A 2,546-nucleotide genomic window follows, 5' to 3' on the forward strand; every position below is an offset into this window, starting at 1 on the left:
ACAGGTAAGCTACCAATTTCAAAACGTAAACTGGGCGTATCATTGCCACAATATTCTTGCAGTAATCGATTAATACTATTGATGTACTTATCACGTACCCAATCTAGAACAAATCGGTTCGGGGCAAATAAGGTCAGAGTATTGTCATTGAGCTCCGCTTGTAACGGACGAACCCACATACTGAATTCTGTAGCTGGTAGCTCTTCTTGAAGCTGTTGCAGACATTGCAACCAAAGCGAAGATGACACGGTGCCCCCACTCGAAATATTAATCGGAAAAGACTGGCGATTTTACCTGTTGATAACCCAGATCACCAGCGATTGATCAACGATCCAGTGAATAAGATCGAAGTTATTCACAATTTTTACGCTCAAAACCGACGGATCAACACATCTTGCCCTTTATTTACCCACATTTTGATCCACATTTTGATCCACATTGTGGATGAATTAGAGAGATCGCACTATTGGTGATAACTCTGTGAATTAAATTAAAATGATCGATCATTCTGCGAAGGAATTTTGTTAACTTAGACCGCTTTCCTCTAATTTATCGCACTTAGTTATTTCTCTAATCTAAAGCCTAACAGTAGTATCTCGTCCTACATAAATATGGAGTTGTATTATGAAAAACTGGATTAAGACTGCTATTGCCGTTTTTGCACTATCTACAGCCACGGTTCAAGCCGCGACTGACGTTAAAGTTGGCATGTCTGGGCGCTACTTCCCATTCACTTTTGTTCAACAAGATGAATTACAAGGATTTGAAGTCGATCTTTGGAATGAAATAGGCAAACGTAACGACTACAACGTTGAATACGTTACTGCAAACTTCTCTGGTTTGTTTGGCCTACTTGAAACAGGTCGAATTGATACGATTTCAAATCAGATCACCATGACAGAAGCACGTCAGGCAAAATACTTGTTTGCAGACCCGTATGTGGTTGATGGCGCACAAATTACCGTACGTAAAGGTAACGATGCAATTCAAGGTATTGAAGACCTAGAAGGTAAAACGGTCGCGGTAAACCTAGGCTCTAACTTTGAACAACTGCTTCGTAACTACGATACCGACAACAAAATCACCATCAAAACCTACGATACGGGTATTGAGCATGATGTCGCACTAGGCCGTGCCGATGCTTTTGTCATGGATCGTCTATCTGCGCTTGAATTGATTAAAAAGACAGGGCTTCCTCTTCAACTTGCAGGTCAGCCATTTGAAACGATTCAAAACGCTTGGCCGTTTGTGGATAACGCTCAGGGACAAAAGCTACAAGGTGAAGTAAACCAAGCTTTATCAGCTATGCGCGAAGATGGCACTCTAGCCGAAATATCGAAGAAATGGTTTGGCGCTGATATTACTAAATAGCCCTAAAACGTTTATTCTATAAAAAGGTGGGACATGAGGTTCCGCCTTTTCTTGTCTATAGAGCACGATAATTTCAGTTTAATGAAACACAGCTTACATAACCGCTGTCTATAATAGGGTCACTTCATGGGTTTTGATTTCAACTATATGCTTGAGCTATTACCAGTCCTGCTCAGGTATCTTGGCACGACGATGGAAATGGCCATATGGGGATTATTTTTCTCACTGGCGCTTGCGGTCATTCTCGCCAATATTCGCGTATTCAAAGTGCCTGTACTTGATCAGTTAAGCCAGCTGTACATTAGTTTTTTCCGTGGCACACCACTTTTGGTTCAACTTTTCCTCCTTTATTACGGATTGCCGCAGATTTTTCCAATCATGGTAGGCATCGACGCCTTTAGTGCGGCCGTTATTGGTTTAACGCTGCACTTTGCCGCTTATATGGCAGAGAGTATTCGTGCCGCCATCATTGGGGTTGATCGCAGCCAAATGGAAGCGAGCCTGTCTGTTGGCATGACCTCCACACAAGCGATGCGACGGATTATTTTGCCGCAAGCCACCCGAATCGCACTGCCTTCTCTCATGAACTACTTCATCGATATGATTAAGTCGACCTCTCTCGCTTTCACATTAGGGGTAACAGAAGTGATGGCAATCGCTCAAATGGAGGCGTCGTCGAGCTTTCGGTTTTTTGAAGCTTTCCTCGCGGTCGCCCTTATCTACTGGGCAGTGGTTTTAGTGTTAACACGTGTACAAATCTTTGCGGAAGAGAAGTTAAATAAGGCTTACCAACGATGATTAAATTAAACAACATCCACAAACACTTTGGGGAGACCGAAGTGCTAAAAGGAATTGACCTTGAAATAAAGCAAGGCGAGATCATTGTTATTATCGGTTCTAGTGGCACAGGAAAATCCACACTACTCCGATGCGTCAACTTCTTAGAGCAAGCCGATAAAGGGACCATCACGATAGATGATGTTTCAGTGAATGCAGAATCCCACAGCAAAGCAGAAATACTAGCGCTGAGAAGAAAAACAGGCTTTGTCTTCCAAAACTATGCTCTGTTTTCTCATATGACAGCGCGACAAAATATTGCAGAAGGGCTGATTACCGTCAGAGGATGGAAAAAAGATCAGGCTTTAGCCAAAGCTCAGCAAGATCGGAAGAGCGGT

4 protein-coding genes are annotated in these 2,546 nt (G+C 42.8%); 3 read left to right on the plus strand and 1 reads right to left on the minus strand.

The features are described from left to right. Positions 1–248: DnaA N-terminal domain-containing protein (locus ACP45E_RS17965; protein ID WP_277815719.1), on the minus strand; the 248-nt coding region annotated here is incomplete at its 3' end. A gap of 376 nt (positions 249–624) precedes the next feature. Between ACP45E_RS17965 and ACP45E_RS17970 the strand changes: the two genes are divergently transcribed. From ACP45E_RS17970 to ACP45E_RS17980, 3 genes are all read left to right on the plus strand, one after another. Then, positions 625–1,371 (plus strand): amino acid ABC transporter substrate-binding protein, encoded by a 747-nt coding sequence (locus ACP45E_RS17970; protein ID WP_017034364.1) that lies wholly within the window; start codon positions 625–627, stop codon positions 1,369–1,371. A 126-nt stretch (positions 1,372–1,497) separates the two neighbouring features. Next, on the plus strand, positions 1,498–2,169 hold the full coding sequence (locus tag ACP45E_RS17975; protein ID WP_017034365.1) for an amino acid ABC transporter permease: 672 nt from the start codon (positions 1,498–1,500) through the stop codon (positions 2,167–2,169). After that, positions 2,166–2,546, plus strand: a 381-nt coding sequence (locus tag ACP45E_RS17980; protein WP_141707405.1) for an ATP-binding cassette domain-containing protein, incomplete at its 3' end; no start/stop codon positions are given. The genes ACP45E_RS17975 and ACP45E_RS17980, both read left to right, overlap by 4 nt.

The organism is Vibrio genomosp. F10 str. 9ZD137, assembly GCF_049974785.1.
Lineage (GTDB): Bacteria > Pseudomonadota > Gammaproteobacteria > Enterobacterales > Vibrionaceae > Vibrio.